Annotated in this window: 20 protein-coding genes; 14 read left to right on the top strand and 6 right to left on the bottom strand. The window is 62.3% G+C overall.

What is annotated here, in order from left to right; all coding sequences use genetic code 11:
- Positions 1-65 precede the first annotated feature (65 nt).
- The 8 genes from ARC63_RS02925 to ARC63_RS02890 all read left to right on the top strand — a co-directional run bounded on the left by ARC63_RS02925 (position 66) and on the right by ARC63_RS02890 (position 7,861).
- Positions 66-1,109: a hypothetical protein gene (locus tag ARC63_RS02925; RefSeq protein ID WP_139042369.1), complete on the top strand. Its 1,044-nt coding sequence runs from the start codon at positions 66-68 to the stop codon at positions 1,107-1,109.
- Positions 1,106-1,585: a hypothetical protein gene (locus tag ARC63_RS02920; RefSeq protein WP_057502473.1), complete on the top strand. Its 480-nt coding sequence runs from the start codon at positions 1,106-1,108 to the stop codon at positions 1,583-1,585. Before ARC63_RS02925 ends, ARC63_RS02920 begins: the two co-directional genes overlap by 4 nt.
- A gap of 131 nt (positions 1,586-1,716) precedes the next feature.
- Positions 1,717-3,372, top strand: coding sequence for a site-specific DNA-methyltransferase (locus ARC63_RS02915; RefSeq protein WP_197585577.1), 1,656 nt, complete (start codon positions 1,717-1,719; stop codon positions 3,370-3,372).
- Between the two features lie 2 nt (positions 3,373-3,374).
- Positions 3,375-6,020 (top strand): DEAD/DEAH box helicase, encoded by a 2,646-nt coding sequence (locus ARC63_RS02910; RefSeq protein ID WP_033833386.1) that lies wholly within the window; start codon positions 3,375-3,377, stop codon positions 6,018-6,020.
- Between the two features lie 75 nt (positions 6,021-6,095).
- Positions 6,096-6,353, top strand: coding sequence for a hypothetical protein (locus ARC63_RS02905; RefSeq protein WP_032960334.1), 258 nt, complete (start codon positions 6,096-6,098; stop codon positions 6,351-6,353).
- 211 nt (positions 6,354-6,564) lie between these two features.
- Positions 6,565-6,945, top strand: coding sequence for a hypothetical protein (locus ARC63_RS02900; RefSeq protein WP_033833387.1), 381 nt, complete (start codon positions 6,565-6,567; stop codon positions 6,943-6,945).
- Between the two features lie 2 nt (positions 6,946-6,947).
- Positions 6,948-7,406 (top strand): hypothetical protein, encoded by a 459-nt coding sequence (locus ARC63_RS02895; protein WP_032960331.1) that lies wholly within the window; start codon positions 6,948-6,950, stop codon positions 7,404-7,406.
- Positions 7,403-7,861: a hypothetical protein gene (locus tag ARC63_RS02890; protein ID WP_057502472.1), complete on the top strand. Its 459-nt coding sequence runs from the start codon at positions 7,403-7,405 to the stop codon at positions 7,859-7,861. The genes ARC63_RS02895 and ARC63_RS02890 overlap by 4 nt, the downstream gene beginning before the upstream one ends.
- Before the next feature lie 129 nt (positions 7,862-7,990).
- On the opposite strand, the gene ARC63_RS02885 is transcribed toward ARC63_RS02890, so the two are convergent.
- Positions 7,991-8,968 (bottom strand): hypothetical protein, encoded by a 978-nt coding sequence (locus ARC63_RS02885; RefSeq protein WP_057502471.1) that lies wholly within the window; start codon positions 8,966-8,968, stop codon positions 7,991-7,993.
- 34 nt (positions 8,969-9,002) lie between these two features.
- A complete protein-coding gene (locus tag ARC63_RS02880; RefSeq protein WP_057502470.1) occupies positions 9,003-9,359 on the bottom strand; it encodes an HNH endonuclease in 357 nt (118 codons plus the stop codon).
- Positions 9,360-9,629: 270 nt separating this feature from the next.
- On the opposite strand from ARC63_RS02880, the gene ARC63_RS02875 reads away from it, so the two are divergent.
- The 3 genes from ARC63_RS02875 (at position 9,630) to ARC63_RS02865 (ending at position 13,111) form a co-directional block, all read left to right on the top strand.
- The gene (locus ARC63_RS02875) at positions 9,630-10,127 is read left to right on the top strand and encodes a Csu type fimbrial protein (protein ID WP_158003718.1); all 498 of its coding nucleotides are present in this window, start codon (positions 9,630-9,632) and stop codon (positions 10,125-10,127) included.
- 116 nt (positions 10,128-10,243) lie between these two features.
- Positions 10,244-10,900, top strand: coding sequence for a fimbrial biogenesis chaperone (locus tag ARC63_RS02870; RefSeq protein ID WP_158003717.1), 657 nt, complete (start codon positions 10,244-10,246; stop codon positions 10,898-10,900).
- Positions 10,901-10,909: 9 nt separating this feature from the next.
- A complete protein-coding gene (locus ARC63_RS02865) occupies positions 10,910-13,111 on the top strand; it encodes a fimbria/pilus outer membrane usher protein (RefSeq protein ID WP_057502467.1) in 2,202 nt (733 codons plus the stop codon).
- Here ARC63_RS02865 and ARC63_RS02860 read toward each other — a convergent pair.
- Positions 13,108-13,941, bottom strand: coding sequence for a hypothetical protein (locus tag ARC63_RS02860; RefSeq protein ID WP_057502466.1), 834 nt, complete (start codon positions 13,939-13,941; stop codon positions 13,108-13,110). The genes ARC63_RS02865 and ARC63_RS02860 overlap by 4 nt on opposite strands.
- Positions 13,942-14,085: 144 nt before the next feature.
- On the opposite strand from ARC63_RS02860, the gene ARC63_RS02855 reads away from it, so the two are divergent.
- Positions 14,086-14,538, top strand: coding sequence for a BLUF domain-containing protein (locus ARC63_RS02855; RefSeq protein WP_049452149.1), 453 nt, complete (start codon positions 14,086-14,088; stop codon positions 14,536-14,538).
- 39 nt (positions 14,539-14,577) lie between these two features.
- Here ARC63_RS02855 and ARC63_RS02850 read toward each other — a convergent pair whose 3' ends face one another.
- On the bottom strand, positions 14,578-14,940 hold the full coding sequence (locus ARC63_RS02850; RefSeq protein WP_049433813.1) for a response regulator: 363 nt from the start codon (positions 14,938-14,940) through the stop codon (positions 14,578-14,580).
- 1 nt (position 14,941) lies between these two features.
- Positions 14,942-16,084, bottom strand: coding sequence for a two-component system sensor histidine kinase NtrB (locus ARC63_RS02845; RefSeq protein WP_057502465.1), 1,143 nt, complete (start codon positions 16,082-16,084; stop codon positions 14,942-14,944).
- Positions 16,085-16,245: 161 nt separating this feature from the next.
- On the opposite strand from ARC63_RS02845, the gene ARC63_RS02840 reads away from it, so the two are divergent.
- Entirely contained in the window at positions 16,246-16,623 is a 378-nt protein-coding gene (locus tag ARC63_RS02840) for a response regulator (protein WP_064968318.1), read from the top strand.
- Between the two features lie 43 nt (positions 16,624-16,666).
- On the opposite strand, the gene ARC63_RS02835 is transcribed toward ARC63_RS02840, so the two are convergent.
- Positions 16,667-18,664, bottom strand: a complete 1,998-nt coding sequence (locus ARC63_RS02835) for a YbhB/YbcL family Raf kinase inhibitor-like protein (protein WP_197604534.1) — start codon at positions 18,662-18,664, stop codon at positions 16,667-16,669.
- Between ARC63_RS02835 and ARC63_RS02830 the strand changes: the two genes are divergently transcribed.
- Positions 18,663-19,172, top strand: coding sequence for a ferritin-like domain-containing protein (locus ARC63_RS02830; RefSeq protein ID WP_057502464.1), 510 nt, complete (start codon positions 18,663-18,665; stop codon positions 19,170-19,172). The two genes, ARC63_RS02835 and ARC63_RS02830, sit on opposite strands and share 2 nt — an antisense overlap.
- The last annotated feature ends 37 nt before the right edge of the window (positions 19,173-19,209 follow it).

Raw genomic sequence — 19,209 nt, 5'->3', positions numbered from 1 at the left:
GCGAGCCGTCCACCTTGTTTGCCCCAGGCGTTCTTCCCGGGCCGGATGGCATCGAGCTGTTGCCGATGCCCGCAGACATCCGGGCCATCTACGACGCAGCCCAACGCAACACGCCTTTCAGCAAGGACGTGGACGACGCCCTGGCCGCGCACCGCAACGCACACGGCGAAGCGGAGCAAATCGAGCACGCCCAGCGTGTGGATCCTGCGGATGCCATGCCCTCGGAGCGCTACCGGGCGTATGTGAGCCAACGCCGCTATGCGGTCCGCGCCTGCATTCAGGCCGGCATGGCACGAAAGGACATCGCAAGGTTCCTCGGGGTGGCTGTTTACACCTTGCAGAAAGATGCTCAAGCCCTTGGACTGCGGTTGCCGGTCTGCCAACGACAACCGAGGAGCATTGCAGGGCACTCGGTTGAGGAAGTGCTGAGCCTGCTCCACGAACTGGGCACCCGCACCCGTGTGGCGGCTCGGATCGGCGTCACGCAGCAAGCGGTTAGCCTGTTTTGCAAGAAATACGAACTGGACATACCGCAAAACGGAAAGAAGGCGGTTGTTCTGGCTCGGCGCAAAGAGGTGCGCCGGTTGAGCGAGGCCGGCCTATCGGTGTCTGAAATGGCGCAACAGTTGGCCGTGCCATACGCGTGCATAACGGCCGACCGCAAAGCGCTGAAGCTGCCGCGTGTGCGTCTGCCGGCAGAGAAAATGACCCTTTTGGGCTTGAGTCGAGCAGAGATCGAGGCCCTTCTTGCTCGATTCCAGACCATCAAGGCAGTGGCGTTGCATCTCGGAACCAGTGGGGCGCATGTGTCCTCTTACATGAAGAGAGCCGGCCTCAAAGCGCCACGGGACGGGCGATGCCGCCAGGCCAACACACCATCGACCGACCGCAAACCGCTGAAGCTTCCGGGCATGCGTAAACCGGCGGAGAAAATGACCCTCTCGGGCTTGAGTCGAGCAGAGGTCGAGATCCTGCTCGTCCGATTCCAGACGGCCAACGCTGTGGCTCTGCATCTTGGGGTCAGCGCGTCGTCTATATCTGTTTACATGAAAAGAGCAGGTCTCAAAGCGCCGCGCGATGGGCGACGTCGTCAGGCCGCTCCATCATGATTCCACGCAAAGGCTTCCTCGGCGGCCGCTCCCCGGCCCAGGTTCAATCCTTGCTGGACGAAGGGGGGACTCAGCGCGCCTTGGCCCAACGCCTGGGCGTCACCCACCAAGCCGTGAACCGCTTTGTCCGGCGGCACCGCCTGGCGGGCTCCGGACGGCAGGCGTTCCGGGACCGCCAAGCCCGCGAGCTCGCTGAGCGTCGCCAGCAGGTGCAGCGGCTGGTCCGAGCCGGGCTGACCTCGGTCGAGGTGGCCCAGCGCTTGGGCGTGTCGCCGGCCACCATCGGCCTGGACCGCCAAGCCCTTTGGTTGGGGCGCGTCCTGAAAGGGCCGGAGCACCGCACCTTGCGGGGGCTGGCCCTGGACCAGGTTCGGGCTCGCTTAAAGGAGGTCAGCCGGGCTCAGTTGGCGCGGGAGCTCGGGGTGAGCAGCTCGGCCGTGTATCGCTACTGCAGGAATGCGGGCCTCAGCACGTAGTAGCCGAGACATATCTCCAGGCCCAAGTGCCGATGCGTCGTCAGGCTCTAAAGCCCCGCCGGTTTCCTATTTCGCAAAGCTCATTTCGATCAATGATTTAGAGCCGGATGGTCCCTTAGGGATTGGCCCAAATGCACCCGTTGAAGGATACTTGGAGCCTGTTCGAGGGGATGTATTCGATGCCACTGCTCAACTGGTCCGACCGTGATGAGGACCTGACCCGCTCCGCCCTGACGCCCTATCGACTCTTGGAGCCGGTGGCAAGCTTGTCCTATGGGGAGGTGGACGCTCCCAACATGCTGATCGAGGGCGACAACCTGGATGCGTTGAAGGCGTTGCTGCCTTACTACGCCGGCCAGGTTGGTTGCGTCTACATAGACCCGCCGTTCAATACCGGAGCGATGTTCCCGAAATACGACGACAACTTCGAGCATTCGATTTGGTTGTCAATGATGTATGCCAGGCTCGAACTCATCCACGAGCTTGTTTCAGAGAAGGGATCTCTTTTTCTTCATCTGGACGATAACGAGGTTGACTATGCGAAGGTGATGCTGGATGAGATTTTTGGCCGGTCCAACTTCGTCAACAGGATAACTATCGCTGCCCGCTCTCCTTCTGCATTTAGCACTGTCAATCCTGGTGTATTCAAAGCATCGGAATACATTCTTTGGTATGCCAAGAACAAAGAGAAGTTTGAAGACGTAAGTGCCCGCATTCCACGCGGTGTTGATTATGCCTACAACCTTTGGCTGGAGAACCGGGATTTGCCTGAGAGTGAATGGAGGTTTTCGTCTCTTGCCGATAAATACGCTGAGGTGCCACGGAACGCAAGGATCAAACACCCTAAGTCTATTCTCCAGCACTTCGACAAGTGGGTTCTGAAGAACTCAAGCCAAGTCTGCCGCTTAGCATCCATTAGCGACTCCGGTGCGGGTCAGGCAATCGTTGATCTAAAGAAAGAGTCTCTCAGTCGACCTGGTGAGGTTCTAAAGCTGGAGCGGGGCGAATCGCTCGATACGGTCTACATCTTGGACGGTCAGCAAATCCTTTTCTACAGCAAGAACGTTGTTGAGATTGATGGAGAGCCTGTCGCCTCCTCAATGCTTACGAATATCTGGAGTGATATCTCGTGGGAGGGTATTGCTGGCGAGGGCGGCGTGACATTTAAGAAAGGTAAAAAGCCCGAGCGGCTCCTGCGTCGTTGCATTGAGTTAACGACTAAACCTGGGGACCTTGTTCTCGATAGTTTTCTTGGAAGCGGGACGACAGCAGCAGTTGCTTTGAAGCTCAATCGCAGGTTTGTTGGTATTGAGCGAGGTGACCAGGCGCGAAGCCATTGCCAAGCGAGGCTTGTATCCGTTGTGGAAGGAGAGCAATCAGGTATTTCGAAAGAAGTCGGTTGGAAAGGTGGCGGTGGCTTTCGCTTCTACAAGCTCGGCGTGCCCGTGTTCGATGACGAGGGTCACATCCGCGACGGCATCAAGTTCGAGCACCTGGCCGCCCACGTCTGGTTCGCCGAGACTGGTGCCGCACGCTCCACTCGAGCCCCGAAGCAGTCGTTCCTGGGTGAGCACCATGGGATCGGCTACTACCTGCTGTTCAACGGCATTTTGGGCGATGAGAGCAAGACCGGCGGCAACGTGCTGACCAAGCGGGTGTTGAAAGGCCTGCAGCCCTTTGACGGGCCCAAGGTGATCTACGGGGAGTCCTGCGACTTGCCAAAGGAGCGTCTGGAAGAACTCCAGATCACCTTCAAACAGACCCCCTACGACATCAAGGCACGCTAAGCATGGCTCTCTCCCTCAAGGTGTATCAGCAGCGGGCCCTGTCCAGCCTGGCCCAGTTCCTCGAAGACGCCCGGCTGACTGGCGCCGCATCCGCGTTTGAGAAGAACGTGGATGCCGGTCTGGTCACGCAATACAAACCCATGCCTCATCTGGAGGCCTCGCCCTACGTGTGCCTGCGCATTCCGACGGGCGGCGGCAAAACCGTCATGGGCGCACACATCATCCAGGCGGCAGGTGACGCCTACCTCGAGCGCGAGTTTCCGCTGGTCATGTGGATGGTCCCCACCACCCAGATCAAGACCCAGACGCTGGAAGCCTTCAAAAACCCCCGACACCCCTACCGGCAAGAACTGGACGAGGCGTTCGGGGGCAAGGTCGCCGTGTTCGATGTGGAGGACTTCACCCACATCCGCCCCGCTGATCTGGGAACCAAGGTCTGCGTGGTCATTTCGACGATGGCCGCGCTGCGCGTGGAGAACCAGGAGGGGCGCAAGGTCTATGAGCACCACGAGGACCTAGAGCCCCATTTCGCCGGCAGCGTGTCCGATTTGCCCTACTTGGAGCAGAACAAGGCGGGAAAGGCCATCGCGTCCTTTGCCAATCTGCTGAAACTTCACGGTCCGTTGGTCATCACCGACGAAGCCCACAATGCCAACACGCCCTTGTCCTACCAGGTCTACGAGCGGCTTGGTGCCAAGGTCGTGGTGGAGCTCACGGCCACGCCGGAAGCCAGTAAGAGCAACGTGCTGGTCAGCGTCAGTGCCTTTGAGCTCAAGGGCGCGGACATGATCAAGTTCCCAGTCGTGCTCAAGGAGCACGTGGGGCAATGGGAAGTCGCCGTGGGCAGCGCTGTGGCCCGCCGCAACGAGTTGGGCAAGACCGCGCTGGGCGAGCCGGACTACATCCGGCCGATCCTGCTCATCCAAGCCGAAAACGCCAAAGGCACCGCCACGGTCGAGGAGGTCAAGAAGCACCTCATCGACAACGAGAAGGTGCCCGAGAAGGCGATTGCCATCGCCACGGGCGATCAGCGGGAGATCGACGGGGTGGACCTGTTCGCCAAGGACTGCCCCATCGAGGTCATCATCACCAAGCAAGCGCTCAAGGAAGGGTGGGATTGCTCCTTTGCCTACGTCTTTTGCTCGGTGGCCCAGGTCAAGAGCGACAAGGACATCCAGCAGCTGCTGGGCCGCGTGCTGCGCATGCCGTATGCCACCCGCCGCAAGCAGGAGGCCATGAACAAGGCCTACGCGCACGTCACCACTGCGGCGTTCAATCTGGCTGCCGCAGAGCTCACCAAGTCGCTCATCGACATCGGGTTCAACCCGCTGGAGGCCGTGGGCGCGGTGCTGGCGGATCCCACACCTGGGCCCGGCTTGGACTTGCGAGGCGGCAAGGTCAATCCGGTTCCCGTGACGCCCAAGACCACCATTGCCGTGAGCAAACAACCGGATCTTACTGGTATCCCTGCTCGGGACCAGACCAGCGTTGTTTTCACTCCGAACGAGGAAGGCAAGGGCGGCTCGGTGGAGATCACGGGCGAGGTGGACGAGTCCACCGTGGAAGCGATCACCAAGGCTGTGCCAACCAAGGAGCGCGAGGAAGCGGCGGCTACAATCCAGCGGCACCAGATCGCCGCCAAGGCCGTCAAAGCCCCTAGCCAGAACGGCGCGGTGTTCAGCGTGCCGCGGCTGGGGGTCATGGAGCAGGGCGAGCTGGAGTTCGTGGAGAGCGGCGCCACGCCGCCGGGCTTCACCTGGGACTTGCTGGCCTATCCGCCGGACCTGTCCAGCCTCAAGTTCAACGTCGACAGCCAGACCTTTGAGGTGGACCTGGTCGATTCGAAAGTGAGCTACACCAAGATCGACGACGACGTGAATACCTACCTGCCGGGCTTTGCCAAGGACCGCACTCAAGCGGACTTGGTCGGCTGGCTGGACCAGAAGATCCGTGATCCGGCGGTCAAGCAGCCCGTGCTGCGGGAGTGGTTGCGCCGGTCCATCAGCGGGCTGTCCGAAGATCGGGGCTTCTCGCTATCGCAACTGCTCAATGGCCAGTTCGTGCTCCGACGGAAGCTCGGCGAGCAGCTTCAGATCGCCAAGGCGGAGGCGCTCAAGGAAGGCTTCCAGCAAGCGCTGTTCGGTGCCGACGCCGACATCGTGGTCAGCGACGAGCCCGGTGCGATGTTCACCTACCCGGCGGACATGACCCAGTATCCGGCGCATGCCTACTACCAAGGCGGCACGTATCGCTTCCGCAAGCACTACTACCCCCTCGTGGGCGATCTTCAATGGAAGACCGCTGGGGGCAAGGTGGGTGAGGAGTTCCTCTGCGCCCAGGCCATCGACCAGCTGGATGAGGTGGAGTTCTGGGTTCGCAACTTGGTGGACAAGAGCCAGTTCTGGATGCCGACGTCCAAGCAGCGCACCTACCCGGACTTCGTGGCGCGGCTTAAAGATGGTCGACTGCTCGTCGTTGAATACAAGGGTGGTGACCGTTACTCCGCGGACTCCGAGAAGGAGAAGCGCATGATCGGCGAGCTATGGGCCGCTAAGAGCAACGGCCGAGGTGTCTACCTCATGGCCCAGCTGCGGGACGAGAAGGGCAACAGCATCACCGAGCAACTTAAAGCAGCGATCTCTAAATGATCAGGTGTGAGTGGGGTTCACCCCCGTATTACGAACACCGGAAGGCCGCTTGACCATACAGTGCAAGGAGGGTGTGTGACCGAAGACGAGATCGAACAACGAAAGATTGAAGCCAGAGTGCGCTTGGCTAAAGGAAGCATGGATAAGGCTGGAAAAGAGCTTGAAGAAGCTGAAAGGGTCGCGAAGGAGAGTCCTACACCTTTCAAGCGGAAGCTGGTGAATCAGGCTAAGGGGCGCTACAGCAAGGCCGCGCAAGTTTTTGACAGAGCCGTGGGCGACAAGATGAAGAGAGAGCTTGGGGGCGGTAAGGATGGACCCGGGCGAAGGATGTAAACGGGATGCTTATCGCACGGGCTGATTCTCGGATCGTTGATCGCCCGCTATACGAGCCCGCGATGCCTTGGTTGAAATCCTAGATATGGATCGAAGGCTGAAGCGCATGGCGGATCACGTAGCCTCCCGTTGGCTGTTCTCCGCTAAGGTCTCAAGCTGCGATACGGCGAGCGTCTAGGTTGGCAATGCCCAGAATGTCGAGAGCAAGGAAATGGTCCGCACCACAAACTGGCCCAGCGCGAAGTTGTCCCCCCAGCAGAAGGCCATCGTCGCCGCGCACGCGGTGCTGAACCTGGCAGAAGGCAAGGCCGGCGAACGCGAGCTGCGCAGCCTGCTGGTCAACGAGATCGGCCTGGCCTGGGCACCGTTAAACTGCCTCCAATACCTGTCCGGCAAAGAAGCCCCGGCCGCGCTCACTGCGTTGCCAGACGAATGGCAGGCGCTGGAGCGCAACAAGAAAGACCCCCTGCGTGCCTCGGTCATTTCCTTGGTCATGGTCAAAGACGTCTGCGGCGCTGGGGGCTGCAAGCTCTCCGGCGCCAAGATAGCCGAGCGGCTGGAAGAGCTGCGAACCGCAATGGAGCCCAAATAGCGATGGATCACTTCGAAGGTGTGGTGCTGGACTATCTGCGCGCCGACCGAGCGCTGTTCGTCAACAGCCAGTGCTGCATCCAACTCAACGAAGGCGCGAACCCGGATACTAGCGGCCCGCACTGGTATTGCGACGCCGTCGCGGTCAGCTTCAAGGAGCAGGCGGCCTACCTCTGCGAAATCACCTACGCCGCACGCGCGCCGTCGCTGCTGGCCCGTCTGCGGGCGTGGGACGAGCATTGGCCTGGGGTCAGGGCAGCCCTGGCTCGGGACAGCGGTGTGCCGCTGGATTGGAGTGCCAGGCCCTGGCTCTTTGTCCCAGAGTCCAATGCCAAGGGCATTCAATCCGCCATCGGCGGGCTGAAGAACCTCCCCAGCCCCCGTGTCACCTTCTTGGAGGAAGTGTTGCCCTGGCGCTACCGCTCCTGGGATCGCGGTGCATACGTGGACGAGTCGCCATGACCGATCTCAATATCACGGCCACCAGCTACGCACTGCTGCAGGGCAAGTCCACCTGCTGGAAGTGCTCGGAGTCGATCGTGGTGACCGCCATTTGGGTGCCTAGGTTCCTCGACAACGAGGACGAGGAGTATCCAGAGGAAGGCGGCCCATCGCTGCTGAAATACGTCAGCGAGCTGGACGTGGGCACGATGGCCCGGGTCAGGGCCGCGGCCCCCTGGCTCAAGCCCAACTACTCGCAGACGGCCAACCAAACCTATGTGGCCAACCACTGTCAAATCTGCGGTGCGCTGCAGGGAGACCATTTCATATTCAGCCCAGACGGCCCGTTCTTCCCCCAGGACCAGGCCGGCGTGGACCAGCTCACGGTCATCCCCGGGCACGGGCCCCTGATGGCGAGCGCTTCCACGGCGCAGTCGGACTGGATGGGACTGGTCAAGCTTCCCACGCACGCCTGACATCGAGGCAGACGGGATTTCGGCCAAGGGTCTCTACCACTGCGAATGAGGCTGGGCATACTTCTGCCCATCCCTTGTTCCTCGGAATCCTTCTGCTGGCTCATCCCCGGCCTATTTTTTTGCCTGGTGTCAGGCCTCGCCTCGCTGGGCTTGGCGGTCCTTGGTGAGCGCAACCGCCTCCTCATACGTGGCTGCTTTGCCGCTAAGAAGCAGATCCAACGCGACCCGGTGCCGGGCGGTGTAGTAAATGTTCCCCAGTGGCAACACCGTCGCTGGACGCATCGCGGGGCCAAGGGTGTAGACGAAGTGCGGAGAATGGGTTTCCGGCCAATGCGGGTCTACGTCCTGAAGCCGATCAACCGTGTCTACGCGCTCGATGAAGTGGACACTTCGGAACTGCGATAGGTAGCGGAAGCCGATGTAGGCCGGCGGGACAGTGGGCCAGCCATTGCCACCGATGGGATGGAAATACTTGCCCTGCTTGGTGACGACATCGATCCAGGTCAGCTCTTGAGAGCTGGGCATCAAGTCTCGGCTTAGCGAAACCACATAGGCGAGCGAGTCAAACGCGTTGGAGGTCATTCCGTATTCCGATAGGTGCAAGGCGAGCTGGTCCAGCCACAAGCGTTCGATTTGGTTTCTGGTCGCAGCATGAGCCCGCTTCGCCATGGCACGGATTTCAGACCAGGAGAGGTGATCGACGGGGATGCCCTTGACGTCCGCGGGAAGGTGCCTAACGGCCCAATCCTTCCGAGCCGCGCTGACCGAGATGAGCCGCTTGTGCTGCACATTCGAGTCGGCCAAGCGATGGACATACCGGGCAAGTTGCGCATGCGTGGCCACCTGCCAGTGTCGCTTGGCTTCAAACACCAGATGAAAGGCCGTGCCTGAAAGAACCTCCAAATCAGTGAACCCGCGATCCTTCATGCCGAAGTCTTGGCTGGAAAGCGCCACCTGTGCCAACGGATCAAGCCCCATGGAACCGAAGAGCTCCGCACGAAGCGCTGCGGACTGCTCCAAGCACCATCCCAGGGCATAGGTGCCCGCGTTCTCATCGCAGCCGGCTAGCCCAAAGCAACTGACGGGTTCTGCCCCCCGAATCAACATCAAAGCCTCCTTGCAGTGGGGCAAGGCATCGCCCCTACTGGGTCGACTGATGTTGCCAGAACTTCTGGTTTTGGGGCCACCACTTCCCCGCGTTGACGCGCCTCATCACGAGCGCCCGGAAAGCATCGGCGGAAGGAGCTGGCCCGCTTCGCTTGTGCCTGCACTGGTTGCACCGGGCATGCGCGGCCACCACGTTCCCGGATACGTCTCGGCCCCCGTCTTGCTGGGCGAGCAGGTGCTCGGCGGTGCATTGAAAGGCTCGGGCCTTGCTGGGCTTCAGCCCGAGCTCTGAAGGAGCCGCGAGCCACATCGGCAGGCCGCAGTAGTAGCAGCGGCCGAACTGGGCATGGAAGGCAGACGTGCGGAGGGATTTGCGGCGTTTGGTCGTCATGGATGGCTCCGGAATCAAAAAAAGATTCCCGCGCCCCCATTGGGTGGACCTCGGGCACCCGGAGCCTATTGGCTATGCGAGCACAACACCGACGCTTCTGCGACCGGCGATTGCTTTTTAGCTCACTCGTGTCCTCGGTGCAAGCGCTTGGGTTGGCTCCTGCAACTCTTGTTGCCCGATCCTCTTGCGGAAATGGATTTATCGAGTATTGGTGAAGTAAGCCCAGGTCGGGCCATATCCCTTTTCCCCAATATCCGAGGAGGATTTTTCATGCGCAAGACCCTTTCTTTTTCTCTGGCCTTGATGGCCGCGTTTTCTGCCACTTCGGCGTCCGCCGCTGACGTCACCGAAGACCTGATGATTTCTGCGACCGTGAACAACGAGTGCAGCCTACTCGTGACCCAGCTGGGCGGCGGTGAATACAACGGCTTGGCGTCCGGCACGCAGGGCTATTCCAATGGTGCGTTGATGGTTCGCTGCAACCAAGGCACCGCCTTCAGCATCGTGCCCGGCGATGGGTTGAACTACGGCGCCGCGATTGCTCGTCCCAATCACCGCGCCGTGTCCGATGGGGCCGGAAACTTCGTCGCCTACGGCCTCTTCAAAGATCCTGGTGCCAGTCAAGTGTGGGGCAGTGGGGGCGACGCTTGGGAGGGCGTGGGAACCGGTGAGCAGCAGATGATTGGCATCGGTTATGCCTTCTATGATTTGAACAAGGTGCCCGGCGGGACCTTCTCCGATACCATCGCCGTGACCCTGACTTACTGACCCTCAAAGGGTTTCTACCAAACCCCCGGATATCTCCGGGGGTTTTCTTTTGAGGGTGGGTTGACAACTTTAAATGTTTTGGTTGGATCAAAGGAGGTGATCGATTTGGAGGAATGATGTTGAAGCGTTTGTTGGTGGTTCCATTGTTTATGCTGTGCGCCGCTCCTGCGTGGGCGGGCAACGTGTCGTTGTTTCCCACAAGCATCGTGGCCCCGGCTGGAGAAAAGGCAGGGGCGTTGACCTTGGAAAACCATGGGGAAACCCCCGAGCGCTTTCAGGTGACGGTGCTGGACTGGTCCCAAGATCCCAGCGGGCAGGACGTGACCGGCCCCGCCAAGGCGGTGATCGCGGCACCGTCCATTGTCGAAATCCCGCCTGGGTCACGCCGGGCCGTGCGGTTGGTCCGCACCCAAGGCGTCGGCACGCCCGGCTACTACCGCGTGCTGCTGCGCCAGTTGCCCCAGCCGTCCACGGCGGGCCAGGTGCAGTTGTTGATCCACCAGAACCTGCCGGTGGGGTTTGAAGACGCCAAGGCCGGTCCTCCGGTGCTCACGGCCCGCCTGACCGCCAACGGCCTTCTGCTGACCAACACCGGTCCGACCGCCGCGCGCCTGACCGCCGTCGGTCCTCAAGGCATGCCGGCGTGGCGCGAAGGGGCGCTGGGATGGGTATTGCCGGGGCAGAGCAAGCACGTGGAGCTCAAGCCAGGCCTCAAGGCGTCCACGCTCTCAATCACGGTCAACGGGTCCCCCGTCGCCGTCCCCGTGAACTGAGGGCGACACGTGCGGCGTGGAAGCGTCCTGGGCCTCGCGCTGGCCCTGTCCATCGGCAGCGCTCACGCGGCCATTCCAGACGGGGTGGAGCCGGTGCTGGCCGCGCCGATCCAGGCTAACGGGCTGCCCGCCAAGGACCCGGTGTTGCTCTGGCAGCAAAGTGGGGCCTGGGTGGCCGAATCCACGACCTGGCAGCAGCTCGGCGTGACCCTTCGCCCGGGCGAGGAGGGCCAGGACCTGACCGACCAAGCCTTGGGCGTGACCGTGGCTTACACCCCCGAGAACGCCACCGTCCAGCTCACCATTCCGGCTGACCGCAAGCCGGCGCAGCAGCTCAGCCAGCACGGCACTCCGGTTTCTCAGGTGTCGCCCGCCATCGGGGGCGTCTTGGTCAACTACAACCTCGCCACCCAGATTGCAGGCGGCCAACAAGCGACGTCCTTGGCACTGGAGGCGCGCACCGGAGGGCGTTGGGGCGTGGTCTCCACCACCGGGCAGCTCAACCAATCCCCCAACGGGTTTGGCATGCGCCGCGGCATGACCGCTTGGCAGAAAGACGACCTGCCGCGCCAACGGACTTGGCAAGCCGGCGATGTCTACGCCACGCCCCGCATCGGCCCGGTGGCGCTGGGCGGCATTCGCCTCGCGAAGGACCCGGCAGCGCTGGATCCGCTCACGCCGACGTGGCCCGTCCCGACCTTGGGGGGCATCGCGTTGGATCCGGGGCAGGTCAAGGTCCTGTCCAACCAAGCCGAAATCACGCGCCAGGACGTCAACGCCGGCCCCTTCACCGTGGACGGTCGAAACGTGGCATTTGGAGCCAGCCAGACGGCGGTGGTGGTGCGTGACGCCTACGGCCGGGAAACCGCCGTTTCCACTGCACGGCTCTATGTCGCCCCGACCCTGCTGCGTCCCGGGCTCTCCGCCTGGGAAATCGCCGCCGGCCAGGTCCGCGAAGACGAAAATCGCTACGGCACGGCCGGCGTCAGTGCTTCTTGGGCCAAGGGCGTCAACGACCGCTGGACCATCCGAGCCGGTGGGCAGGTGGACGAGAACGGCAAGGGCAACGTCACCGTGGGTTCCACCTGGGCCCCGGGCACCTGGGGCGTGCTTGACGGCGAGGTGGGCCGCTCAAGCGACGGCGGGACGCGCTGGGCTGCCGGCTACGACTACCGAGGGCCCGCGTTTGGCGTGCGGCTGGAACACGAAGAAAACGACGGCTTCTGGCGACTGCAGAGCGAGACGGCGCTGCCCATCGTTTCGCGCACCCAAGCCAGCGTTTCCTACCGCCCGGATCGCCGCTTCACCGTGCGTGGCATCTACAGCGCCATCGACACGGGGCGCTCCAGCCTGGCCTTCGCCTCCTTGGGCGCGAGCGCGAACCTGGGCACTGCAGGCCAGGTGTCCGCCAACGTGCTGAAGGACCTCAACGGCGGCGATCTCCAGGTATCGGCGAGCTACACGTATCGCTTCGGCAGCAAGGCCAGCGTGGGCGTGCGGGCCCGCCAAGCCCCAGGCCAGGATGCCCTGACCACCCGAGCGACCTACCGCACCGACGGCGGCCTTCGCTTGGCGGCAGAGCACACCGAGGGCGATCAGGGCAGCACCCGGGCCACGGCGGATGCCATGACGCGTTACGGCGACGCCCGGATCATGGTGGACCACTACGACGGGCAAACCCAGGTGGCGGCCAACTTCTCCGGTGCCGTGTTCCTGGACCACCGCGGCGTGGCCTTCGGGCGTCCCGCCTACGCCAGCTTCGCCGTGGTGGATGTGCCCGGGCAAGCGGGCTTGCCGGTGCGGGTCAACGGGGCGCCGGTGGGCATCACCAACCGGCAGGGGCGCGTGCTGGTCACCAACGTGCCCTCCCTGCTGCACACCACCTTCAGTCTCAAAGATAAAGACCTGCCCGTGGGTGTGGAGATTGGGGAGACCGAAAAGCAATCGGTGGCCCCCCGCCAAGGCGGCGTGCGGGTGACCTTCCCCGTGCTGACCCAGAACGCCCGGGCCTTCACCCTGACAGGGGCCAGCATCGCGCCGGGCACGCTGGCATCTACGCCGAACGAACAAGCAATGGTGGGCTACGACGGAGCGCTCTACTTGGAGCACCCCGAGCCGGGGATGGCCGTCGAGGTGTCGGGCGTGTGCAAAGCCGTGTTGCCGTCAGCCCTACCAGGCGTGGAAGCCGTGGTGGAGGTGAGGTGCAACTAGCCGCTTAGATCTCCCTCGCGAGTGGGCGGCACCCCTAGCACTCTTGCCTTTGCAGCAATGACTGCGCAAACGGTCAACCCACATTCTGGGCAAACCGCAGGCTTGAGGAGCCTCTCTGGCAAGATAGGAACGATGGCCCCGCATTCGCAGCGCAGCCCCAGGGCTTCGACCTTCTGCACCCGTCGCTCCGGGTCCCCCTTGATGGCCAAATAGCTCGAGTTGCACTTGGTATTCGGGCAGAAAACGGGCTTGTCCCCCGCTTGCTCTGCCGGGCCGAGAATCAGCACATGGCCGCAGTCGACGCATTTGCCCGTCGCGAGATCCTTGCCGGCAGCGATCAGCGTCGAGCTCGCAACCTCTTCCAGCTCACCGATGAGAACACGGAGCCTTTCGATCTTCGGCCGTGCGTTCGTCAGATCTTTGCGCAAATGGAGAAAGCTCCCCAACGAGTTGTAGTAACTGCGAAACTTGCCCCAAGGAATGCGTTTGGCCTCGCCTATCGGCAAAAAATCCTTGTCCTTGAAAGCGGCCTTCAAGTCAGTTGAGGCGAAATCGAGGTCTTCGGGCAGCGGCGTGACCGAGATGGAAAAGCTGGCTGTTTGATCAGAGTTGGGGTCGAACGTGGCCAGCATTTTGATGATCTGGTCCGGTCGCCATTCGCGAGCAAGCTCGGTGGAAACGTCTTCACCGTATGCAGCCAAGTTCTGATAAGCCACAGATTCCAGGCAGAATCGTAGTTCCAGCGCGGCGTAGATCAATGACGCGTCATCGCCCCTGCTGATTAGTTCTTTAGCCGTGCTTAAACGTTCCGCGATGTTGTAAAGGGCCATAATCAAAGGTTACTCGATTGGAACTCGGGATCAAGTTAACAGCTGCCTGTAGGCGCTATCTCCCAACGCGATTGCCTAAATGCGTGGGCGGGACTAGAGTTCGTGGAAGGGGGGATGGCCAGACCAGTTGAGAAGGAGCGCCCAATGCCCATCAGGGCCGTGGTGTATGTCAGCGAGGCGTCCGACGCATTGCGCGGCGATCTGCTTGGCCTCCGGAGCGGCAAGCTCCAGGAGCTGGTCGACGACGCAACTCGTTTTAACCGGGACGCAGGTGTCAGTGGGGTGCTCTTGTTCGACGGGACGCGCTTCCTCCAATACTTGGAGGGCCCCCCGGACGGGTTGGACGTGGCGTTCTCAAGGGTGCTCGGAGCCTCGAGTCATCACGATCTGATCGAACTGCAAAGAGGGACGATCACGGATCGTCGCTTGCCTTACTGGCCTATGCGCTGGTTGCCTGTGGAAGTCAAAGAGCTGAGCGAGGTCGCAGAGGGCGACTGGGCCGGCTTCAAGGTGCGGGGGGATGGAGAAGCGTTGAACGCAACCGCGATCGACCGTTTAATGTTCCTAGTGAGCAGGCGCGCACTGGTAGGAAGGTGAACCAGTGGCGACCGCCAGGCAGCGCAAGGAATCCGACCCCTACGTGCAGCCCAAGTCTTCGTGGATCGCCGTAACAAGCTGTCGGAAGCGGTAAGGCTTCGGGAGAAATCGAACCTTCTCGGGCAGCGGGGGCAGCTGCGAGCGTTGAAGGCCAGACGCGAGCATGACGCGGGCCTGGGGTTGAGCAACCGCGGCTTCCGCCGCGACCTCCAGCCCGTCGGCGCTGTCCGGCATGTTGAAGTCGGTCACTACCACCGCGAACTTGGCGCTGCCGCGCAGGAGGACGAGGGCCTCGTCCCCGTTGCTGGCGGGAGTGACTTGGAAGCCCTGAGAGGTCAGGGCCTCGACGACGACGCTGCGGAGATCGTCTTCGTCTTCAACAAACAACACGTGGATCGGCATCTCAATGCTCTGGTGCGGGGAAGCAAAGGCTGACGCGGGTTCCCTTCCCAAGCTCGCTCTGGAGCTCGGTGAACCCGCCGGACTGGGCCGTGAAGCCAAACACTTGGCTCAAGCCCAGCCCGCTGCCCCTTCCGATGGGTTTGGTAGTGAAAAACGGTTCAAATACCCTGGCCTGCTGGTCCGCCTCAATCCCTGAACCGTCGTCTCGGACGCTCAAGCAGATGTAAGGGCTTTCACTGGCGTTGGGCAACGTAGGATCGCGGGTTTGCCGCGCAGAGGCCGTGATGAGGATCGTTCCGCCCTTCGGCATGGCATCGCGGCTGTTGCACACCAGGTTAAGGATTGCGGCCTCCAGCTGTGCTTTGTCCAGCGACAAGGTCGGAAGGCCTCGAGAAACCTCGACCGTCAATGCGATCGCGTCGCCGGCAGAGCGGCGCAGCAGCGCTTCGCATTCGGCCATCAAGGCGGCCAAATCGACGGCCTCTGGCACCAGGGTTTGGCCCTTGCCAAAGGTCAGCAACTGCCGAGTCAGAAGGGCCCCGCGCTCAGCGGCCCGCTGCGCCGTGTCAATGAGCTTGGCCACGCCCCCGTCTTTGACCCGCAGGCTGATGAGGTCCAGGCAGTTGGCCACGATCGTCAACAGGTTGTTGAAATCATGGGCCAAGCCCAGCGTGAACTTACCGATGGCCTCCATCTTCTGCGCCTGCAGGAGATCGCGCTGGGCTTGGAGCAGCTGCTCCTGCGCTTCGTGGCGCTCGGTGATGTCGCGGGTGATTTTGGCAAACCCCACCAGTTCCCCGTCTTCCCAGATGGGGTCTATCACCACACTGGCGCGAAAGCGCGTTCCGTCTTGGCGCAACCGCCAGCCTTCGGCGACATAGCGCCCCTCCAAGGCCGCGGTCCGCAGGTTTCGCTCTGGTAGGCCGGCTTGGGCCTCCTCGGGCAGGTAGAAGCGGGAAAAGTTGGTGCCGACCACGTCGGCAGCCTGGTAGCCCTTGATTCGTTGCCCACCCGGGTTCCAGGTCTGGATCACCCCGCTGGGGTCGAGCATGTATAGGGCGTAGTCGGTGACGGAGTTCACCAGCAGGGCAAACTGCCGGCTCTCGTCCCTCAAATCGGTTTTCGCTTTCGCTGGTCGGTTCATGGGTCATCCTCTCGGCAGGGCCACCGAAGGGCGACAGAGTGCGCAGTGTAGAAGAGCGACGGCCGTCATCCTTTTACGCCCTCTTCACAAATCGGGCGAGCCCTCGGGCCACACTGTTCAATCGTGGCACAACCACGCAGAGCGCTTGTAGGGAGAAAGTCATGGGATTGGACGGCAAAGCAGTAAGGGTTCTTCTTGTAGAGGACGAACCCACCCTCATGATGGTCTTGGAGCAGGCCATTGCCCAAGTCGGCTACGACGTCTCCAAGACGGCGGAAGACTTGCCCACAGCCTTGGCATGCGCCGAGGAAGCCGCTTTCGATGTGGCGGTGCTGGACGTCAACTTGAACGGGGTCGAGTCTTACCCCGTGGCCGATCGCTTGGTCGAGTTGGGGGTGCCGTTCCTGTTTACGACCGGTCTTGGGGCCAACCGGCTGCCCGAACGCTTCAAAGGCACGCCCTTCCTTGAAAAGCCTTTTCGCCTGAAAGAGATCGCCGCCGCCCTCCAGTCCCTTCGCCAGGAACTGGAGGTTCACTGAGTTTCCGGACCTAGCACCGGTCGGGACCTTCGGGTCCCTTTTTTTATTTCAGCGGGGCGGCGGTCTGCTGGTAGGTGCCCACGATCTCGCTCACGCCCAGGATGTGGCCCTTCGCGGCCTTCAGCACCTCGTCCCGCGTTGCCCCGGCCTTCATATCAAGCACGGTGTCCAAGGCCAACAGCTGGAAGTGGTAATGGTGGGGTCGATCGCCCACTGGCGGTTTGGGGCCGAAATACCCCACAGACCCCCGGCTGTTCACCCCCTGCAGCATTCCCTCCGGCTTCAGGAGTCGCGGATCGACCGGCAGGCCCTCCGGCAGCGATGGCGTGCTGGCGGGGATGTTGTAGGCGACCCAGTGAACGAAGGGTTTGACGTTGGCTGCATCCGGGTCCTCCATGATCAGCGCATAAGACTTGGCACCAGGCACCGGGCTCCACGAAAGAGCGGGCGACGCATCGTCGTGATACGCGCTGAAGCGGGAAGGCAACGCTTGGCCCGAGGAGAACGACGGAGAGCGGATCTCGAACGCAGCGGCGTTGCCGATCCGATCCTTGGCCAACGGGACCCCCGAGCCTTGATTGACTTGGGCCATCAAGGGCCTGCTAGGCACTGCCGCCGCGGGGGAGGCGGACGCTTGGCCCTGGCCGTAAGTCACACGGTAGATGACGCCGTTGGCATCGTCGCCAACCAGCAGGGCCCCCCCCTTGGTCATCGCCAGACCGACGGGCCGTGCGATGTGCGCTTGGCCGTTGTCGACCAGGAAGCCGGTCAAGAAGGGCTCAAAGCCGACCGGCTTGCCGGCGTCGAAACGAACCCGCACCACCTCGTAGCCCGACGCAGGCTTGCGGTTCCAGGAACCGCGCATCGTCACGAAGGCGTCCCCCCGGTAAGCTGCCGGAAACTGCTGGCCGGTGTAGAACAGCATCTGCATGGGGGCCGCGTGGGCGGTGTAGCCCAGCACCATGGGCTCGCTTGTCGCCGCCCATTGCTGTTTGCTGATCTGCCCTGGCGGTGTGCTCTGGGGATTCACCCCGTCCTTGCCCCAGATGTGGGGCCAACCATACTTCTTTCCTTTCTGAATGCGGTTGAGCTCCTCGGGCTGCTCATCGTTGCCCAAGTAGTCGATGCCGTGATCCATCCCCCACAGCTCCCCCGTTTTGGGGTCCCAAGCAAAGCCGATGGTGTTCCGCAGGCCACTGGCGAAGATGGAACGGCTCTTGCCATTCGGCGAGGACCTCAGCAGTGCCGCGTGCTCGGGATTGGTCTCGTTGCACGCGTTACAGGACGAGCCCACGCTGATGTAGAGCATCCCATCGGGGCCAAAGGCCAGCGTGCGGTTGGGGTGCTGACCGCCATCGGGCAGGTCGTTGATGATCCGTTCCTCTGGACCCAACGTCCCGTCGGGGTGTATGGGGGCGCGATACACGTCGTTGGCCGTGGCGACATACAGCTGCCCGTTGGCGATGGCCAGGCCGTGCGCCCCTGGACGCGAGAAGACCACCTTCGGTTCGGCGTCCAAGGCTCCGTCTTCATTGGCATCCTCCAGCAACAGCACGTCGCCTTGATCTCGACGTGAGACATAAATCCGCCCGTCTGGTGCCACGGCGATGATCCGGGGATTCTGAAGGCCTTGCGCAAGGGGACGCACTTGGAAGCCGCTGGGCACCTTCAGGGCCTGAACGCGCTCGGGCGTCGCATCTACCTTGGCGGGTTTGAACGTATGGACGTTGGCTTGGACGTCGGTTCCGTCCCCCTGCTGAGCCAAGGCGAGGGAGGGGGCCAAGAAGACGAGCAAAAGCGCGGAACGGGTCATGAGGATGGCCTGGCGCTGAGGAGCGTTCAGCATGGGGCGGGAGCGGTCAATGGGCTGCGAATGCGTCGCATGCGCGCCGTTCACCACGAAGGCCATCGATCGCCAGGCCCACACATCGCCGGTCTCGGACGGTCCGCCGTTCGCCAAGCCTTCACTCGGGGATCGCTTGATCCGCATCCCAGCCTCGATACGGTAAGGCTTCGCCCGACACGAGAGGAGGACATCCATGGCAGAGCTCAAAGAGAACCTGTTGGACTGGCTGCGCGACGCACACGCGATGGAACAGCAAGCCGAAACCATGCTGAAGGGGCAGGCTTCGCGGATCGAGCACTACCCCGTGCTGAAGGCGCGCATTGAAGAGCACATTCAGGAAACCATTGGCCAGCGCGAACGGCTGGAAGGGTGCATCAAGCGCTTGGGCGGCTCGCCGTCGACCCTCAAGGACGTGATGGGCAAGATGGCAGCCTTCGGTCAGGCCGTCGGCGGCATGACGACCTCCGACGAGATCGTCAAAGGCGCGATGGCCGGTTACGTCTTCGAGCATTTCGAGATCGCCTCCTACACGGCCCTGATCGCCGCAGCGAAGACGGTGGGCGATGCAGAAACGGCCCGGATCTGCGAAGAAATCCTCGTGCAGGAAGAGGCGATGGCCGACTGGCTGGCGGCCCACCTGCCCGAGGTGACCGAAGAGTTCATGGTGCGCGACGCCACGCCGGGCGTCGAAGCCAAAAAGTAACCGCTGCGCCGCGCCGGCCGGGTTCACGCCCGGCCGA

The organism is Stenotrophomonas geniculata ATCC 19374 = JCM 13324, from assembly GCF_001431625.1.
Classification (GTDB): domain Bacteria; phylum Pseudomonadota; class Gammaproteobacteria; order Xanthomonadales; family Xanthomonadaceae; genus Stenotrophomonas; species Stenotrophomonas geniculata.
Note: the sequence above shows the minus strand (reverse complement) of the source record. Positions and strands in the feature narration are given on the sequence as shown.